The sequence below is a fragment of the Rhodanobacter sp. A1T4 genome, assembly GCF_014207185.1.
Lineage (GTDB): Bacteria > Pseudomonadota > Gammaproteobacteria > Xanthomonadales > Rhodanobacteraceae > Rhodanobacter.
The window spans coordinates 502,714-519,846 of record NZ_JACHCP010000001.1 but is presented as its reverse complement, the minus strand read 5'-3'; the positions used below and the strand labels follow the sequence as shown (position 1 = coordinate 519,846).

Annotated in this window: 16 protein-coding genes; 5 read left to right on the top strand and 11 right to left on the bottom strand. The window is 58.8% G+C overall.

Annotated features, from left to right (window positions below):
* Position 1: 1 nt before the first annotated feature.
* Entirely contained in the window at positions 2 to 928 is a 927-nt protein-coding gene (locus HDE80_RS02345; protein ID WP_184667452.1) for an FkbM family methyltransferase, read from the top strand.
* A gap of 69 nt (positions 929 to 997) precedes the next feature.
* Here HDE80_RS02345 and HDE80_RS02340 read toward each other — a convergent pair whose 3' ends face one another.
* From HDE80_RS02340 to HDE80_RS02320, 5 genes are all read right to left on the bottom strand, one after another.
* A complete protein-coding gene (locus HDE80_RS02340) occupies positions 998 to 2,095 on the bottom strand; it encodes a glycosyltransferase (RefSeq protein ID WP_184667450.1) in 1,098 nt (365 codons plus the stop codon).
* 67 nt (positions 2,096 to 2,162) lie between these two features.
* On the bottom strand, positions 2,163 to 3,278 hold the full coding sequence (locus HDE80_RS02335) for a glycosyltransferase (RefSeq protein WP_184667448.1): 1,116 nt from the start codon (positions 3,276 to 3,278) through the stop codon (positions 2,163 to 2,165).
* Positions 3,279 to 3,282: 4 nt separating this feature from the next.
* Complete coding sequence (gene asnB / locus HDE80_RS02330; protein ID WP_255483537.1) at positions 3,283 to 5,064, bottom strand: asparagine synthase (glutamine-hydrolyzing); 1,782 nt, start codon at positions 5,062 to 5,064, stop codon at positions 3,283 to 3,285.
* Between the two features lie 47 nt (positions 5,065 to 5,111).
* Positions 5,112 to 6,326, bottom strand: coding sequence for a glycosyltransferase (locus HDE80_RS02325; protein ID WP_255483561.1), 1,215 nt, complete (start codon positions 6,324 to 6,326; stop codon positions 5,112 to 5,114).
* A gap of 30 nt (positions 6,327 to 6,356) precedes the next feature.
* Positions 6,357 to 7,211 (bottom strand): glycosyltransferase family 2 protein, encoded by an 855-nt coding sequence (locus tag HDE80_RS02320; protein WP_184667442.1) that lies wholly within the window; start codon positions 7,209 to 7,211, stop codon positions 6,357 to 6,359.
* A gap of 351 nt (positions 7,212 to 7,562) precedes the next feature.
* Here HDE80_RS02320 and pilB point away from each other — a divergent pair, with 351 nt between their 5' ends.
* From pilB to coaE, 4 genes are all read left to right on the top strand, one after another.
* Positions 7,563 to 9,284, top strand: a complete 1,722-nt coding sequence (pilB, locus tag HDE80_RS02315; protein WP_184667440.1) for a type IV-A pilus assembly ATPase PilB — start codon at positions 7,563 to 7,565, stop codon at positions 9,282 to 9,284.
* Positions 9,285 to 9,423: 139 nt separating this feature from the next.
* Positions 9,424 to 10,692, top strand: coding sequence for a type II secretion system F family protein (locus HDE80_RS02310; protein ID WP_184667438.1), 1,269 nt, complete (start codon positions 9,424 to 9,426; stop codon positions 10,690 to 10,692).
* Positions 10,693 to 10,769: 77 nt separating this feature from the next.
* Entirely contained in the window at positions 10,770 to 11,630 is an 861-nt protein-coding gene (locus HDE80_RS02305) for an A24 family peptidase (protein ID WP_184667436.1), read from the top strand.
* Positions 11,631 to 11,632: 2 nt separating this feature from the next.
* Positions 11,633 to 12,253 (top strand): dephospho-CoA kinase, encoded by a 621-nt coding sequence (gene coaE, locus HDE80_RS02300; protein WP_184667805.1) that lies wholly within the window; start codon positions 11,633 to 11,635, stop codon positions 12,251 to 12,253.
* Positions 12,254 to 12,315: 62 nt separating this feature from the next.
* Here coaE and HDE80_RS02295 read toward each other — a convergent pair whose 3' ends face one another.
* The 6 genes from HDE80_RS02295 to HDE80_RS02270 form a co-directional block, all read right to left on the bottom strand.
* Positions 12,316 to 13,242: a Nudix family hydrolase gene (locus HDE80_RS02295; RefSeq protein ID WP_255483560.1), complete on the bottom strand. Its 927-nt coding sequence runs from the start codon at positions 13,240 to 13,242 to the stop codon at positions 12,316 to 12,318.
* A 73-nt stretch (positions 13,243 to 13,315) separates the two neighbouring features.
* Complete coding sequence (locus tag HDE80_RS02290) at positions 13,316 to 13,804, bottom strand: dihydrofolate reductase (RefSeq protein ID WP_184601544.1); 489 nt, start codon at positions 13,802 to 13,804, stop codon at positions 13,316 to 13,318.
* A gap of 176 nt (positions 13,805 to 13,980) precedes the next feature.
* Positions 13,981 to 14,775 carry a thymidylate synthase gene (locus HDE80_RS02285; protein WP_184667434.1) on the bottom strand — a complete coding sequence of 265 codons (795 nt, stop codon included), beginning with the start codon at positions 14,773 to 14,775 and terminating at the stop codon, positions 13,981 to 13,983.
* A gap of 6 nt (positions 14,776 to 14,781) precedes the next feature.
* Entirely contained in the window at positions 14,782 to 15,672 is an 891-nt protein-coding gene (gene lgt / locus HDE80_RS02280) for a prolipoprotein diacylglyceryl transferase (RefSeq protein WP_184667432.1), read from the bottom strand.
* Between the two features lie 71 nt (positions 15,673 to 15,743).
* Positions 15,744 to 16,247: a TPM domain-containing protein gene (locus HDE80_RS02275; RefSeq protein WP_184667430.1), complete on the bottom strand. Its 504-nt coding sequence runs from the start codon at positions 16,245 to 16,247 to the stop codon at positions 15,744 to 15,746.
* Entirely contained in the window at positions 16,247 to 17,131 is an 885-nt protein-coding gene (locus tag HDE80_RS02270) for a TPM domain-containing protein (RefSeq protein WP_184667428.1), read from the bottom strand. The genes HDE80_RS02275 and HDE80_RS02270 overlap by 1 nt, the downstream gene beginning before the upstream one ends.
* Between the last annotated feature and the right edge of the window lie 2 nt (positions 17,132 to 17,133).

Here is a 17,133-nt window from a genome sequence, read left to right as displayed (position 1 = left end):
CTTGACTACCCACTACAACATCCAGGCCGCACCGCCCTCCATGAAGCAGTGGCTGCTGCTGTTCCTGCGCAACGTCGGAAACTTATTCTCGTTCGGCGGCAGATTTCCGGCCCCACAACTTATTTTGCAAGCTTGCTTCAGGCGTGCTCAAGGCAAGATCCAGGTTCGAGACTTCGACAGTGACCTGAACGTCGACCTCAGTTTGTCTGAACATATGCAGCGCCGGATCTTCTGGACCGGCTATTACAACCGAAGAATTGTCGTGCTCTTCAATCGCATGCTAAGGCCCGGCATGACCGTAATCGACGTGGGTGCGAACATCGGAGAGATTTCGATGATCGCTGCCAAACGCGTTGGCCATACCGGCCATGTCATCGCATTCGAGCCAATCGACGCAATCGCCGATGAGCTTGAAGCCAACGTCAAGCGTAACCGAATCCAGCAGATCGCCGTCGTGCGCGTGGGTCTATCTGACGTGCCCGCCGACAACGTACCGATTTTTGACTCTTGTGGCCAGGGTACGGCCAGTGACGAGCACCACGGACTTGGCAGCTTGTTCGGTGCTGCAACCGGCCAACCTCCACTGCAACGCATCCCCGTCACAACGCTGGATGCGTGGTTGGCCAAACATCCTATGGAGCGCATCGATCTGATCAAGATCGACATCGAGGGCGCCGAGTTGCCATGCCTCATGGGCGCGGAGCAGATTCTCCGACGATTCAAACCGGTACTCATCGTGGAAATCCAGGACACCACAGCAACGACGGCTGGCTATCGTGCCAAGGACATCCTGGCGTTCCTTTCGGGGCTGGATTACACCTTCGAGACAATTCATCACGGTGGCCGCCTAACGGCACTTAACGTCGACAATATCGAGGAATTCCAAAACGTCCTATGCACGCCGACAGAGGCGGCGCGCGAAGCCTGAGAGACTTGGGGAGGTCTCAATCACCAAGCGGGCGTTGCCGCCACGACCAAGAACCCCTTCCTGCCTCATTCATGTGGCAGCCAGTCGGTGCAGCAGCAATTCCCATTTGTTGCCGGACTTCGACACCGAGAAGCCACGCGCTCGATCAAGCAAAAATTCCGGATTGACGCGACGCTGTCCGCTCATGACTCGCTCGATCGCCGCCGCCATCGCGTCCGCATCCTCGACCGGCACCAGCTCACCCAAACGTCCATCCTGCAGAATTTCACGCGGCCCATGGGGGCAGTCGGTGGCAACAATCTGGCACTGACATGCGAGCGCCTCAACTAGGACGTTGCCGAAGCCTTCGTATCGCGATGGCATCACGAACACATCGGCGTCACGCATCGCGCGAAAGGGATCTGGCGCGTAGCCACACAACTGGATGCGATCCTGCAAGCCCAGCTCGGCGACAAGCCTGGTGAGCCTGGGGCGTTCCGCGCCATCACCCCAGATGGCAAGCTGCCACGAGCCGCGTACCCGCGCCATCGCGTTTACAAGAATGTCGAACCCTTTTTGAGGCGTCAGGCGGCCCACTGCCACGATCCGACACGGGCCGCCATTCTCCCTTTGCGCCCGCGGCAATCCAAGCTCAACGTCTGGAACGACCGGGTTGTAAAGCATCGCAACACGTCGCGGATCAAGCGCCTGCTCGCCTGTGAGCTCCGCGTGCACTCCTTCCGAAACCGCGACTACTGCATCAACACGTCGATGCACAAATCCCGCCGCACGGCCTCGCATGCTGAATCGCAATCTGTCCAAAATTCCGCCATCAGAATCCGTCACGGCATCCGTGACATCGACAGTGTGTATCCACTTTGCGCGACTGCTCGCTAGTCTAAGCGCGAGCCAGGTCAAAATGCCTACGTCCGGAAACGCTGTGACTATATGGGTCGGCTGCTCACGCTTGATCAGACGCACCAGCGAAGGGACGAACTGATACAAACCACGCGGCGCGAGTTCATCGACGGGCGCGAGCCCGAAGGCGCGCCCGAGCAACTCGCCCCGGCATTGGCGCAATGCGAGGCGACATTCGATCCCACGGGCGGAAAGGTGTTCCATCAGCATCAGACGGACGCGTTCAACTCCGCCGACCGCGATGTTTGGAAGAACAAATAGAACCTTCATGGCGACAACCCGAATTCCACACCGCCACCATTGTTGTTCGCACAGATTAATGTGTACGCGAGTCGGATCATGACGAACCTTCCACACATGCACCATCCAGTAAAGCGAGGTAGTGCGACGCAATGATCTGCGGGAGGTGGGCGTCGAGTACGGCCGGTGATCCGGGTGATAACTGCTTTAGTTCCGCGTCCATCTCATGTGCCAATGCCGCTACATCGCCAACAGGCACAAGGCGACCGTAGCGTCCACCATCGAGTATCTCGCGCGGACCATGCGGGCAATCGGTCGATACCACCGGAACTCCCAACGCCAATGCCTCCAGCAGGACATTCGGATAACCTTCCCAGCGGGAAGAAAGAATGTGCAACGAGGCATCGGCAAGCACACGATACGGATTGTCCATCGCCCCCATGAGCAAAACACGATCTGCCAGCCCGAGATCTCGCATCAGGTTTTCCAGATTCGCGCGCTGCTCGCCTTCCCCGACAATAATGAGGTAATGACTGTCGCGCAATGCGCTGGTTGCGTATGCCCGCAACAAGGTCGGGAAATCCTTCGCTTCGGTCAAGCGCCCCAGCGAGACCACGTACGGGGTTTTGTCCTGCATCAATGGCGGCAAGCCGACAGCCGCGAGCTGCCGCAACCGTTCGACATCAACCGGATTGCGTATGACATGGATACGATCATCTGCGAGGCCCAACCCACGCAGATCCCGCGCAACCCCAGATGACACGGCGACCAGCCCGGCGGCGTGCCTATAGAGCCAACGCATTGCCTGCCGTTTCAGGGCACTTTTCGTATTGACAAGGCTGGATGCTTCCCGCAAGACAACACGGGTACGAATGCGTGCCCGCATGCATGCCAACACTACCAGCAAATTCGTGCCTGTCATCGTGCTCAGCACGGCATGTGGTTTGACCGTGCTAATGAGCGATGCCAACTTGGGGAGTGCCTTCCATGCCAGTGCAAGGCCCTTGGGCGCATCACCGGCATCGATCAGCTCATGCAACGTCACCATATCTGGAACAAGCGGACGCAGTGGACCGCCGCCAAGCAGGGCAACCACGTGCACTTCCCGCCCTGCGGCCAGAAACGATCCAGCCAATTGCAGCAATACGCGCTCGCCACCACCTCGTTCGAGGCTCGGCAAGACAAGCAATATGCGATCAGCGCATGTAGTCACGCGGTCAACCGGCGCGCCAGCGCAGGTAGGCATAGGCCAACCACAGAGGCTGGGAATGATCGGCACGCCCTGCGCGGTGCTCACTCAACAGCGCCCGCAATCCCGCAGCATCCAGGACACCAATGTCTCCTGAATCCGTCATGGCCAGGAGGTCATCCCCCAACCAATGGCGTAGCCAGTGACTCACCGGCGAGGCGAATCCCTGCTTGCGACGATTCCAGATGAAGTCAGGCACGCGACCGCGCATGGCCGCCTGCAACAAGCGTTTTCCTCGCATTCCTGAGAAGTGCCATTGCCAAGGCAAGCGAATCGCAAATTCAAACAGCGCTCTGTCAAGGAAGGGGCTGCGGGCTTCGAGCGAATGCATCATCGTCGCGCGATCGACTTTCTGCAGAATGTCCTGAGGCAAATAGACCAGGCAATCCATCAGCAACATGTGCCTCAGTTCGTCCGGATCATCGGGCCATGGCCGATCGGGCATCGAGTTTCCTGCACCCAAGCCGGGCACCAGTTGCGCAAGCGTCTCCTTGCGAATGGCCGGCGGCCCTATATAGGTATCCCTGTCCTCGCGTGCCAGCCGTACGAAAAGATGCGCACGCTTCAAAATGCTACCGCTGTGATGCGCGTAAGGCTCAGGTGTTGCCAGCACGCCGCGCTCGACAATCGAACGCAACGAAGCCGGCAGCCTGTGATACCGCTGGCGCAGCAATCTGCCCGTGTATCGGGCATATCCACCGAAGATCTCGTCTGCGCCATCACCCGTCAGCACCACCTTGACGTGTCGAGCCGCTACCGAAGCAACCAATGCGCTGGGGACCAACGAGGAATCGCCAAATGGCTGGCCCATGCGACGGGGCAGTTCCATTGCAAGCGCTGCCGCCATATCCGGTTTGATTTCTTCAGCCGTGTGCAACGTTCCCAACTCGGCTGCCGCCCGCGCTGCGGGCGCGCGTTCGTCATAAGTCGGCTCGGCAAAGCCCGCGGTGAACGTTCGCAGCCGTCCAAAACCCGATTCCTGCGCAAGCGCACATACGGTCGTTGAATCGACGCCTCCGGAAAGGAACGCCCCGACTTCAACGTCGGACGCCAACTGGCGGCGGCGCACGCTCTGCGTCAACAGTTCGCGCACCTGCTCGGCCGCATCCTCGAAGCTGCCTGTCCAAGGCTCGATCGATGGCGCCCAATAGCGCTCTTGGACAATGGGCCCGTCTGCGCGCAACCGCATCGTGTGTGCCGGCAAAACCTCGCTGACGCCTGCGATACAGGTCGCTCCGGGCAGCGCGTAACCATAGCGGAAATAGTCCGCGATGCCCGCAGCATCTTCCGTGGCACTCACCTCCGGAGTCAGCACTTCCAATGCAGGCAATTCGGAGGCGCAGGCAAACGTTGCACCATGGCGCCAGTAATACAGGGGCTTTTTGCCGAAGCGATCTCTTGATAGCAATAAGTCGCCAGACGAGACATCGTGCAACACGAACGCCCACATGCCATCCAGACGCTCGACAAACCTTGCACCTTCCGTGACCAACCCGGCCAGCAACACTTCGGTGTCGCTGTCATCCCGAAAGTCCCAGCGCCCCGCCAACCGGGATCGCAGTTCCCGGTAGTTGTAGATCTCGCCGTTGAACACTAGGACCCAGCGCCCACTAGGGTCACGCATGGGTTGATGACCACCGTTGACGTCGATGATCGCCAGCCGCGTGTGTCCCGCCACGAAGTCGTCACCGGCAAAGCACCCGGTTTCATCGGGGCCGCGATGCTTGAGTCGTTGCAAGGCGGCATCCATGAGTTCGCGACGCTCAGCAGGCGGGACCGCTGGGGCCCTGAGAAACGCTATTCCGCACACGATGGGTGCCCTCTCCGGTCTGCTGCCAAGGCTGTCTGGAATAACGCCTCGTAACAACGCGCCGTATCCACCCACGTCCCGATCTGGATGCGTGCGGCCGCGCGTGCACGTGCACCGCGGCGGTGAAGTTCTGCGCGATCGGTAACCGCCTGATCCAGCGCAGCGGCCAATGCATCTGGGTCATCGACTGCGACCAGCCAGCCGGTATCACCGTTCTTGACCATTCCCTGCACACCCTCCAGATCGGTGGAAATGACGGGCAAACCGCCAGCCAAAGCTTCCACGACAACATTGGGTCGCCCCTCCGAACGACTGGAAAGGACGAACACATCCGCTTCGGAAATTCGTTTAGGCATGTCGGTCGCGGGCACGGTTCCGGCAAACGTGAAACAGGAAGACACGCCACGGGATGCCGCCAGAGCGAGCAGTGCTTCCCGTTCGGGCCCACCGCCGACGATGCATGCATGCATTTGCTCACGATGATGCGCACGCGCGACAGCCTCGATCAACACATCGAAGCCTTTCAGAGGAATCAGGTTGCCCACCGCCAGCACCCGCAAGCCAGCGTCGTCGGAGACGGCCCTGTTGATCTGGAAGAATGACTCATCGGCGCCATTGAGGCATGCATGGATGTCGGCAGTACGACTCGGGAATTGCGTACGCAGCTGCTCAGCCATCGCTTCCGAAACGCAAATCACGATTCGACTGTTGCGCACGGCCAAGCCGAGGATCATTCGGTCTAACCATGAACGTGTCGCGCGCGTTACGTCGCTGCCGCGCAACGTTGTGACTACGGGCTTCCTCCGCAAACGCCCGATGATGCCCGCCACGGCTCCACATACAGCCCAGTTGGCATGGATCAAATCCGTATCACCCGTGCGCAGCAAGCAGCGCCAAAACAGTCCGAATAGCAATCCCGGTAGCAGCAATACGTACCACGGCGCGCGCCGCAAGCCCGTAACGATTCCACCAGACTCCTGGGCCAACCTGCGCCACGCCCTGGGAGCGTAACGCACCGCATGAATGCGAATGCCCGTTGCCGCGCTATCGTCAAACGTCGCCTTCATGGGCTTCGAATCAGCGGGGCAGACCACATCTATAGCGCATTCGACTGACAAGCGTCGATAAAGACTTTGGACAAATACGCCAGCGGAACTACCCGCGTACAGCGGATATGACGTCGTCAATGCGAGCAGACGCATTTTTCTCATGACTGCATCACGCAAATCGACCTACGCATCGCGCCGATAGGTCAACGACGTAATCTGCTCCGAAATCAGGCCGATCAGGAAAATGATCACCGAGGCGCTCCACAGCGCAACACTGACCAGACTCAGACGATGGAATTCAAGAAAGGTATAAGCCCAATACGCCCAACCAAGTGCGAAGAACGCAACTGCGGTTGGTGCGAACAATTTCAGTGGTGCGTAAAGAGTCGCGATCTTGAAGATGATCAATAGGAAACGCAGTCCGTCGCGTATTGGCTTGATGTGGCTCTTGCCGATGCGCTGCGCGGCCTTGATCGGCACGTAGGCGACTGGATAGGCGCTGCGGAAGAAAGCCATGGTGCTGGTGGTAGGGTAACTGAAGCCATTCGGCAGCAGATGGATAAACTCACGGAACTTGTTTGCGCCCACGGCACGAAAGCCGGAGGTGAGGTCGAGCACGGGATGCCCGGTCATGCGGGTGGCCAGCCAGTTGTACAAGGTGTTGGCAATGCCGCGCCCCACCCCAGCCTGGCTGCCCCAGTCGCGGGCGCCAACTACCATGTCATAGCCTTGCTCCAGCTTTTCCAGCAGCCGGGCGATGTCGACCGTATCGTGCTGGCCGTCGCCATCCATGAACACCAGGATGTCACCAGTCGCGGCACGCGCGCCACGCTTGATCGCCGCGCCATTGCCCATGGAATAAGGCGATGACAGGCAGGTGACGCCGCTGCCCTGGCAGACGCCGCGAGTGTCGTCGGTGGAGCCGTCGTCGACCACGATGATCTCAGCTTCGGGGTGGGCAATGCGCAAGCGCGGCAACAGGGCTGCCAGCGCTGGCGCCTCGTTCTTGGCGGGCAGGATGATGCTGAGGCGATTCAACGGATTGGTTCCCTTTCTTCCCCAGATGATAGCGTGAAGCCTGCTGAAGCGTTAAGCCTAAGGAATGCAACTCGACAGGCAGAAAGCGCGCAGTATCCAAATCATCAGCGCCTTGCGGGGACGCCAAAGATCGGCTTTGACTGCACCAGCAACTGACGAACAGCCGCCAGCGCAGGCAGGAAAACATCGCACAAGTCACCGGTCGCATCCCTTGGGCTTCCCGCAAACGACAGACGGATGAGCCATCCAGCACGGGCGCTCGGCCGTATAAGTGTTCGAACGTAGGAAAGGGATGACCTGACGACCGAACTGCGGTAGATTCAATTACATACGTGCAAGGGGTCAGAAACCATGTCATCACAATTGCAGCCATCGCTAGTGGGGCTCTCTGGTATGGCCCGCCGGCTGGTTTCCGAGGGTATGTTGCCCGAGGCCGATGTGCGCAAGGCGATGGCCGACAGCGTCCAGAACAAGGCTACCTTCGCTTCCTGGCTACTCGATCACAATCTCGTCGAGAGTATTCAGCTCACACAGATCGCTTCGGCTGAGTTCGGCATGCCAATGATCGATGTGGCGTCGCTCAACCCAGCCAATATGCCGCTCGATCTGATCAGCGAGGCTTTGATCAGCAAACATCAGGCGTTGCCGCTGTTTCGCCGTGGCAAGCGGCTGTTTGTCGGCATTGCCGACCCCATGCAGTCGCATGCGCTGGATGAGATCAAGTTCCATTCCAACTGCATGGTCGAGCCGATCCTGGTCGAGCGCGGTTCGTTGATACGCGTAATCGAAAGCCTGCTCAACAATATGCGGGACACCATGCCCGATTTGGGCGGCGGCGATTTGGAAGGACTGGATTTAGAGGGTGGCGATGACGAAGCCGAACAAACGGGCATCGATGCGAATGCCAATGACGATGCTCCCGTTGTCAAGTTCATCAACAAGATTCTCGTGGACGCCATCCGTCGTGGTGCATCGGACATCCACTTCGAGCCGTTTGAGACGCAATATCGGGTTCGTCTACGCATGGACGGCATGCTCAAGGCTGTTGCCAGCCCACCGATGAAGATGGCCAACCGTATCTCGTCGCGCCTGAAAGTCATGGCACAACTGGATATCGCTGAAAAACGTGTGCCACAGGATGGCCGCATCAAGCTCAACCTGTCCAAGACGCGCGCAATCGATTTCCGCGTGAGCACCTTGCCGACGCTGTTCGGCGAGAAGATCGTGCTGCGTATCCTGGACGGTTCCTCTGCCAAGATCGGCATCGAGAAGCTGGGTTACGAGCCGGAACAGCAGAAACTTTATATCGACGCCATCCACAAACCCTACGGCATGGTGCTGGTTACTGGCCCGACCGGCTCAGGTAAGACGGTGTCGCTGTATACCGGGTTGAATATGCTCAACACGGCCGAGCGCAATATATCAACGGTGGAGGATCCGGTCGAAATCCGCGTCGAGGGCATCAACCAGGTTCAGCAAAACGTCAAACGTGGCATGACCTTCGCCAGCGCGTTGCGCTCGTTTCTGCGCCAGGATCCCGACGTGATCATGGTCGGCGAGATTCGTGATCTGGAGACCGCCGAGATCGCGATCAAGGCCGCGCAAACCGGCCACATGGTGCTGTCCACCCTGCACACTAATGATGCGGCGCAGACCATCGCGCGCCTGATGAACATGGGTATTGCGCCTTACAACATCACGTCCTCGGTCACCTTGATCATCGCGCAACGATTGGCGCGGCGCCTGCACGAGTGCAAGAAGCCTCAAGAACTGCCGCCCGAGGTCCTGCTCAAGGCCGGCTTTACCCAGGCCGATATTGATTCCGGTATGGTCATTTATCAAGCTGTCGGATGCGATGGCTGCAATGAAGGCTACAAAGGTCGGGTAGGTATCTACCAGGTGATGCCAATGCTTGAAGATATCCAGAAAATCGTGCTCAAGGGTGGCAACGCGCTGCAAATTGCCGAAGTGGCCAAAGCGGCGGGCATCAATGATCTGCGCGCGTCAGCGATGCTCAAAGTCAAAAATGGTTTTACAAGTCTCGCGGAAATTGATCGCGTGACCAAAGATTAAGCCGCAAACCGCCCCGAATGCTGCGATGAACTTGCGCACGCGACCACGGTTTGCGGTCGTGATTTGATATAAATTGGCTAAATACCTTGTCAGCAGCATGCTGCTGACGGGTCTGAGCTGGACCACAGGGGAAAACGGCATGGCCACGGCTAACACAGCAGCAAACAAGGCGCGGGCACTCGGTGTTCAGCGCGCTGAAGTCAGCAAGCAAACGACTTACGAATGGGTAGCGCTGGACAAGCGCGGCAAACGCATGAAAGGCGACATGCCGGCAAAGAACGCCTCATTGGTCAAGGCCGAACTTCGTCGCCAGGGCATGAACCCGCAAACCGTACGGGAGCGCGCAAAACCGCTGTTTGGAGCCACCGGCAAGAAGGTCAAACCGGGAGACGTCGCCATCTTCAGCCGGCAGATCGCGACCATGATGGCATCAGGCGTGCCGATGGTGCAGTCGTTCGACATCATCGCGGATGGCCAGAAAAACATCCGCTTCAAAAATATGCTACTTGAGGTAAAACAGAGCATTGAGGGCGGTGCTGCCTTGCATGAGGCGCTGGCCCAATACCCGCTGCAGTTCGATGAGCTTTATTGCAATTTGGTCCACGCGGGTGAAACCTCAGGTGTACTGGATACCGTGCTCGATACGGTGGCCACTTACAAGGAGCGCACCGAAGCGCTCAAGAAAAAGATCAAGAAGGCGCTGTTTTACCCGATGATAGTGCTGGCCGTGGTTTTTGTGGTCATCTTGATCATGCTGTTGTTCGTGGTGCCGGTATTCGCCAAGACCTTTGAAGATGCTGGCGCACAGCTACCTGCTCCAACCCAGATGCTGATTGATGCATCGACGTTCATGCAAAGCTATTGGTGGCTTGTTATTGGAATTATCGGCGGCAGCATTGCAGCCATCGTCATCGCAAAAAAACGCTCTCCAAAATTTGCGCATTTCATGGATCGGGTCGCGCTGAAAATGCCGGTCATGGGCGATATCGTGCGTAACTCGGCCGTCGCCCGCTTTGCGCGCACGTTGGGTGTGACTTTCCGCGCCGGTGTCCCCCTGGTCGAGGCACTGGACGCTGTGGCTGGTGCCACCGGCAGCATTGTTTACGGTGACGCCGTGCGCCAGATGCGCGAAGACATTGCGGTGGGCCATCAGCTTCAGTTGGCGATGAAGCAGACCAACCTGTTTCCCAACATGGTGGTTCAAATGGTTGCGATCGGCGAAGAGTCCGGCGCGCTGGACAACATGCTGTTCAAGGTTGCCGAGTTCTATGAAAGTGAGGTCGAAAACGCTGTCGATACCTTGTCCACCCTGCTTGAGCCACTCATTATGGTGGTTCTCGGTACACTGGTCGGCGGCATCGTGATCGCTCTGTATCTGCCGATCTTCAAGCTAGCCGGCACTTTCTAAATTCGTTGTTCAGAGACGCCGCAGCGTTGCCAATACCTGGTGATGATGCGGCGTTTTGTTTAGCTCAGGAATAAGTCATGCCCGAGATGCCACTGGTACTCTGGATCGCCTTTGCCGGTGCGCTTGGATTGGTGGTGGGCAGTTTTCTCAATGTGGTCATCTTGCGCTTGCCTGAGCGTATGGCGGCATCGTGGGAGCAGGAGGCGCGTGAAGTCCTGGCGCTGGAAGCCGAGCCAGCAGCACCGTTGCCGCCTGGCATCGTGCGCGAACCATCGCACTGTCCGCAGTGCAAGCACAGGCTGTCCACGCTAGACAATATTCCCGTGTTCGGCTGGCTGTTCTTGCGAGGACGTTGCCGCTACTGCCAGATGAAAATTTCCATCCAATATCCCTTGGTGGAATTGCTGTGCGCTGTACTCAGTGCCGTTATCGTCTGGAAATTCGGTCCGTCATGGTCAGCCCTTGCCGGACTGGTGTTTACCTGGTCCCTGATTGCGCTTTCCGGCATTGATTTCCGCACACAGCTATTGCCGGATCAGTTGACCTTACCCTTGCTGTGGTTAGGATTGTTGCTGGCGCTTTTGCCAATGTTCGTCGCTGCGCCATCGGCCATCATTGGAGCCGCTATCGGCTATTTGAGCCTATGGAGTGTCTACTGGCTTTTCAAACTACTGACTGGCAAGGAGGGCATGGGCTATGGCGACTTCAAATTGCTGGCTGCACTCGGTGCGTGGATGGGGCCGATTTCTTTGTTACCGATTGTCTTGCTTTCCTCCTTGATCGGCGCACTAGTGGGGGTCAGCTTGATCGTGTTGCGCAAGCGGGATAGCCAGATCCCCATGCCATTTGGGCCGTTCATTGCTGCGGCCGGTTGGGTGTGGTTCGTGGCTGGCGACAACCTGCTACAGGGCTATCTGCACCTATCCGGCCTGGGATGAATATGCAGGTGAATACGCTGATCATTGCGCTAACTGGTGGCATCGCAGCGGGCAAGACCGCGGTGGCACGCCGGTTTGAGGCATTGGGCGTACATGTGCACGATGCTGATATCGCGGCGCGGAAAGTGATTGCGCCGGACACATCGGGGCTGACCTCCGTGGTTGAGGCCTTTGGTGTGGATGTGCTTGATGGCACGGGTAAATTGGACCGCCGGGCCATGCGAGAGCGCATATTTGCCGACCCAATGGCCCGACACAAACTGGAGGCGATCATTCACCCTCTCGTTCGGGAATGGTTGCACGATCGCGTTGCCGTTGAGATCGGGCCTTATTGTCTGCTGGCCATTCCCTTGCTGGCTGAGAACCTCGCGCACTACCGGTGGATCAAACATGTGCTGCTGGTCGACGCGCCGGAGTCGGCGCAATTCGACCGACTTGTCCTGCGTGATGGTATTGATGAGACATTGGCTCGCCGCATGCTCGCCCAGCAGGCCAGCCGCGCCGAGCGACTGGCGCTGGCGGATTACGTCATCGACAACAGCGGCGACGAGGTCGCGCTCGATATGGCTGTTGCTCAGCTGCATCAGAAATTTCTGGCGCTGTCGGTACAGGACCAGCAATGAGCGCGGTGTGCCTTCGCTGAATGGGCAGACACCCGATGTTTCGTCTACTCAGACAACACTCTTCAAGTCGGCCAGAATCCAAGAATATCCGCCATGCCTTGGGCACCCATCTGCTTTGCCTTCGTCAGGTCCCGTGAACCGAGTACGCCCACGGCATACACCGGTAACGAAGCTTCTTCCGCCAGTAACTGGAAGTCTGACCATTCCGCCCGCGGGGCATCCGTGCCGCCGACTGAAGCCGTTTTCAAAGGCAAGGTAGCGAAGTCCGCTCTTATCTCGGTTGCTTTGGCCAATTGCGACGCATCGTGGCAACCGACACTAATCAGTTGATGCCACGGCAAAGGCCGCTCCGAGGTTTTCAGCAACTGTTCGCTAGTGAGGTGGGCACCGACACCGAGTGCCTGCGCCCCCTCAATATCGCCATTGAGCAGAAGCTGCGCGCCGTACTTGCGAGTGGTCGGCAACAACTCCGCTGCAAGCGAACGAACGGCCGTGACCGGCCAGAGCGGCAGATGAAGCTGCAACAGCCGCACCCCGTCTTGAATTGCCCGACAGATTCGCTCGCGCCACTCATCATGCTGATCGAGCATGACATCGGCAGGCGTGATCACATACATGGACGGTAGACGCAGCGCCTGCAGGATCGGCCGATCAGCGGGCGTCATGCTTTCCGGATCAATCTGCGCGGGATCGCACCATTGCAGCGCCTGCCCTTCCAGCGATTGCGGCGTACCGTCCCATCGATCCACATGCCAGGCGTCCAGCACCAAGGTGCGGTCATCGTAGGTCCACGGCACACGTATAAGTGGCGTGGCCGACTTGAGCTCGATGCCAAGCTCCTCGCGCAATTCACGGGCTAGCGCTGCGAATGCCGACTCGCCCGGCTCAAGCTTGCCACCGGGGAACTCCCAGAATCCGCCAAGATGCTTACCCTGCGGACGCTCCGCCAAGAGCACACGTCCATCCGTGTCAACGATGAGACCGGCCATCACATGCATGGCGGGTGGGACTCGGTAGCTAGAGCGTGTCATCAAATACCAGCGGCCGCGACGGGTAGTTTCGTCAGTTGCTGCGCAGGTACTCGACCATATCGAAGTCGTAAGCGTGCTCGGCATCGGCCTTGTGATGTACACGGGAAACTTCGGTCCAGTCGCTGAAATGCGTGCCGGGAAAGAAGGTATCCGCACCGTTAATCGCTGCGCTGACCCAGGTCAGATACATGCGACGGGCAATCGGCAATGCCTCGGCAAATACCTGACCGCCGCCAATCACCATCAGACCGGTCTGATCGGTACGCGCTAGCGCTTCTTCCACCGAGCGCACGGTAATCTGACCCGGAAATGGTGCTTCGTGACGGCGGGAAAGCACCATGTTGACGCGATCCGGCAGCGCACGGCCAATGGATATAGCGGTGTTGTAGCCCATCAGCACGTTCTTGCCGGTGGTCAACTGCTTGAACCAACGCAAATCATCCGGCAAATGCCAAGGCAATTGCCCCTTGAGGCCAATGGCAAAGTTCTCATCAAGCGCGGCAATCAGCGAAATAGCCATGAAATTCCTTGGAAAGCATGATCGGTAAGTTGGCTTCTGACCTCAAGGAGTCAGTACCAGCGGCGACGAATCTTAGCAGGCCGGGGCTCTGCCGGGCGTCTCGCCCAACTATCAGGAGGTCATACCCGGAGGCTCTGCTGCTCCATCGGCCTGAAGCCTCACAACTGAAGCAGCGTTCAGACCGCCACGGCCCCCTTGATCAGCGGGTGTGGCGCGTAATTCTCGATGACGACGTCTTCAAAGCGGAAATCGAAGATCGATCTCACCTCGGGATTGAGCCGCAGCTGCGGCAGCGGACGCGGCTCACGGCTCAACTGCAGCTGCGCCTGCTCCACGTGATTGTTGTAGAGATGCGCATCACCCAACGTATGCACGAAATCGCCTACACCTAGCCCGCATACCTGCGCCACCATATGCGTCAGCAAGGCATAGCTGGCGATATTGAACGGCACACCGAGAAAGATATCGCCCGAGCGCTGGTACAACTGACAACTGAGCTTGCCATCGGCAACGTAGAACTGGAACAGGCTGTGGCAAGGCAGCAACGCCATCTTCGGCAGCTCCCCGACATTCCACGCACTCACTAACAGCCGTCGCGAATCGGGGTTGCGCTTGATCTCCTCGATCACCCAGCGGATCTGGTCCACCACGTCACCATCGGCCGTGGGCCAGGCACGCCACTGTTGCCCGTAAACCGGGCCGAGATTGCCATCAGCATCGGCCCATTCATCCCATATACGCACGCCGTTTTCTTTCAGGTAAGCAATATTGGTATCGCCGCGCAGGAACCAGATCAGCTCGTGCACGATCGATTTCAGATGCAGCTTCTTGGTAGTCACCAGGGGGAAACCCCGCGCCAGGTCAAAGCGCATCTGCCAGCCAAAGACACTGCGCGTGCCGGTGCCGGTGCGATCGGATTTTTCGGCACCGTGTTCCAGCACATGGCTTAGCAGATCAAGATAAGGGCGCATGATCAATCAGGCCTTCGCGCTAATGGGAGCCAGTGGCAATGTGGGTGCGCGCCGTGACAGCAGGATCAACCACAGGCCAATCACGATCAGCGGCAGCGACTGCAGTTGGCCCATCGTCACCCAGCCGAACGCGAGATAGCCGAGCTGTGGATCCGGTAACCGAACGAATTCGATCGCAATGCGGAAACAGCCGTATAGCAGTCCAAACAGACCCGATACCAGATAACGTGGCCGTGGCTTTAGCGACACCAGCCAGATCACCACAAACAGCACGGCTCCCTCAAGGGCCATTTCGTAAAGTTCGGAGGGATGACGCGGCAAACCGCCAAATTGCTGCAACGTGGGCAACCAGGTCGGATGGCTTTCGGCATACGCCATATCATCGGCGTGCGCATTTGGGAAAATCATGCCCCACGATAACGCGGTCGGCTTGCCCCACAACTCGCCGTTGATGAAGTTGCCAAGCCGGCCAAGCCCCAGACCAATCGGAACGAGTGGCGCGACGAAATCGATCGTGTCGAAAAAATGCAGCCGTTGCCGGCGCGACCACCACAGGCCCGCAGCCAAAACGCCAAGCAGGCCACCGTGGAAGCTCATACCGCCATCCCACACCCTGAACAGCGCAAGCGGCTCGGTCCAGATCCAGTGAAGGCCACCGGCGTAATAAAACAGCATGTACCAAAGGCGACCGCCAACGATCACGCCCATCATGCCGTAGAAAAACAGGTCACCCAGCGTCTCTCGACTCACCGGCAGACGACCACGCCTGCGGCGATATTCGCCCAGCACTGCCACGACCAGAAAACCCAGCAGATACATTAAACCGTACCAGTGCACCTGGATGGGTCCCAGGCCGAAGGCCACCGGGTTGAACTGGACGATGAAAGGTTGGGTCATGAGAGAAACGTGCTAATTGCAAACCCCGATTGTAACTTGACCAGACGAGCAAGCAGAGATCGGAACCACTCTCAGAGCAGGACGGGCCTGTCCGGCAATTCGTCAGGATTGTCTGTGCCATCGCTGGGAAAGTGCTTCGCCAGCAGGGCATGCGCTGCAGAGATGCCAGCGAGACTGCCATCGCGCCATCGACCGCTGGCGTAGCTGTTGCGCATACTGGCGCAGATATCGTCCCATTCAGGTTGAGCAACACGATGGGCAATACCGCGGTCGGCCACGATTTCGATGCGTCGTTCGGCCATCAGCACGTAGAGCAGCACCCCGGTGTTGTGCTCGGTATCCCACACGTGCAGTTGGGCGAAAACCTGCCTCGCACGAGCGACTGCGTCGACACCTTCCAACAACAGCCATGGCGCCAGTCGTGACTCCACCGCAAAACGGACTTCGCCCCGATGGGTTCGCTCGCCGGCAGCGATGGCCGCAGTCATATCTTTCAGCAATGACTCTGGAAACCGATGGCGCATGGCGAACCATTGGCCGAACAGGTTGGTTAGCAGCCGCTGCAGTCGCGCCATCACCAGCTCCCCGACGAACCGCCACCGCCGAAGCTGCCGCCACCGCCGCTGAAGCCACCGCCTCCGCCCCCACCAAAACCACCACCGCCCGAACCAAATCCGCCTCCGCCGAATCCGCCCCAGCCACCGCCGCCAATGAAACCACCGGCACCGCCTGGCAGCAACATCAGAATGCCGCCCATGACTGCACCAATGATGCCTGCGCCAGTCGACACGAGCAGCCACAAGAGCCCTCCGGTGAACAGCGCGCCAATCGGCGCACGAACCCAGCTGTTCGCCCGACCGAGCACACTACGCAGGAAAAGCGCCAGAAACAGCCCCATCATCAGGCCGTGCTGCAATCCGAAGCCGGAACGCTGATGCTCAGGGTTGCCCTGCACAGGCGGCGGTAACGGCTCGCCGTTGATCAGCTGGGTCAGCGCACCGACCGCATCCGTGATGCCGCCGAAATAGTCGTTGACGCGGAATTTTGGGGCGATATATTCGCGGCTGATGCGCGCCGCCGCGGCATCGGGGATAGCGCCTTCCAGGCCATAGCCGACCTCAATGCGTACCTGCCGATCGTTCTTTGCGACGAGCAGAAGCACACCGTCATCGGTACCTTTGCGGCCGATCTTGTTGGCCTCGGCGACCGCAATGGAATAAGCATCGATATCCTGCGGCTGGGTGGTTGGAACCATCAGCACCAGCAGTTGCGCGCCCTTGGCTTTTTCCAGCGCAATCAGCTGCGAATCCAGCTGATCGACCTGCGCCGCGGTGAGTGTGCCGGTAAGGTCGGTGACGTGACGCGCGAGCTTGGGCACCGCATCGGCCGCATGAAGTAAAACCGGCGACAGCAGGGCTATCGCCAGTATCGACAGCAGGCGCGAAAGGCGCCGAGGCATCA

Coding starts and splice junctions, on each gene's coding strand:
- HDE80_RS02305 (WP_184667436.1), top strand. CDS start 10,770: ATGCCCGAGATGCCACTGGTACTCTGGATCGCCTTTGCCGGTGCGCTT.
- HDE80_RS02295 (WP_255483560.1), bottom strand. CDS start 13,242: ATGGCCGGTCTCATCGTTGACACGGATGGACGTGTGCTCTTGGCGGAG.
- HDE80_RS02340 (WP_184667450.1), bottom strand. CDS start 2,095: ATGAAGGTTCTATTTGTTCTTCCAAACATCGCGGTCGGCGGAGTTGAA.
- HDE80_RS02290 (WP_184601544.1), bottom strand. CDS start 13,804: ATGGCTATTTCGCTGATTGCCGCGCTTGATGAGAACTTTGCCATTGGC.
- lgt (WP_184667432.1), bottom strand. CDS start 15,672: ATGACCCAACCTTTCATCGTCCAGTTCAACCCGGTGGCCTTCGGCCTG.
- HDE80_RS02310 (WP_184667438.1), top strand. CDS start 9,424: ATGGCCACGGCTAACACAGCAGCAAACAAGGCGCGGGCACTCGGTGTT.
- pilB (WP_184667440.1), top strand. CDS start 7,563: ATGTCATCACAATTGCAGCCATCGCTAGTGGGGCTCTCTGGTATGGCC.
- asnB (WP_255483537.1), bottom strand. CDS start 5,064: ATGGATGCCGCCTTGCAACGACTCAAGCATCGCGGCCCCGATGAAACC.
- HDE80_RS02270 (WP_184667428.1), bottom strand. CDS start 17,131: ATGCCTCGGCGCCTTTCGCGCCTGCTGTCGATACTGGCGATAGCCCTG.
- HDE80_RS02325 (WP_255483561.1), bottom strand. CDS start 6,326: ATGCGTCTGCTCGCATTGACGACGTCATATCCGCTGTACGCGGGTAGT.
- coaE (WP_184667805.1), top strand. CDS start 11,633: ATGCAGGTGAATACGCTGATCATTGCGCTAACTGGTGGCATCGCAGCG.
- HDE80_RS02275 (WP_184667430.1), bottom strand. CDS start 16,247: ATGGCGCGACTGCAGCGGCTGCTAACCAACCTGTTCGGCCAATGGTTC.
- HDE80_RS02285 (WP_184667434.1), bottom strand. CDS start 14,775: ATGCGCCCTTATCTTGATCTGCTAAGCCATGTGCTGGAACACGGTGCC.